General features: G+C 69.7%; 1 pseudogene. It reads right to left on the reverse strand.

From position 1 onward, the window contains the following. Positions 1-264 (reverse strand): annotated as a pseudogene (locus ACPYOG_RS19745) (aspartate--tRNA(Asn) ligase); the annotation flags it as partial.

Genomic DNA, 264 nt, shown 5'->3' on the forward strand with positions numbered 1-264 from the left:
GAACTGGTGGCCGTAGGTCTCCTCGACGTGCGCCGAGATCTGCCGCTCACCCTCCGGGTCGAGGTCGCCGTCGGTGCGCGGGACCTCGTAGCCTCGCGCCTTCACGATCTCCAGCGCCTCCGCGAGCGGGATGCGCGGGAACGGGATCGCGGGCACCTGCACCTCGAGGCCGAACAGCTCCTCGATCTCGGCGCCGTGCTTGTCCTTGACGGCCTGGATCGCGGTCTGCAGGAGCTCCTCCTGCATGGTCGCGACGTCCTCGTG

It is taken from the genome of Leifsonia sp. HAY1-4F (assembly GCF_056755275.1).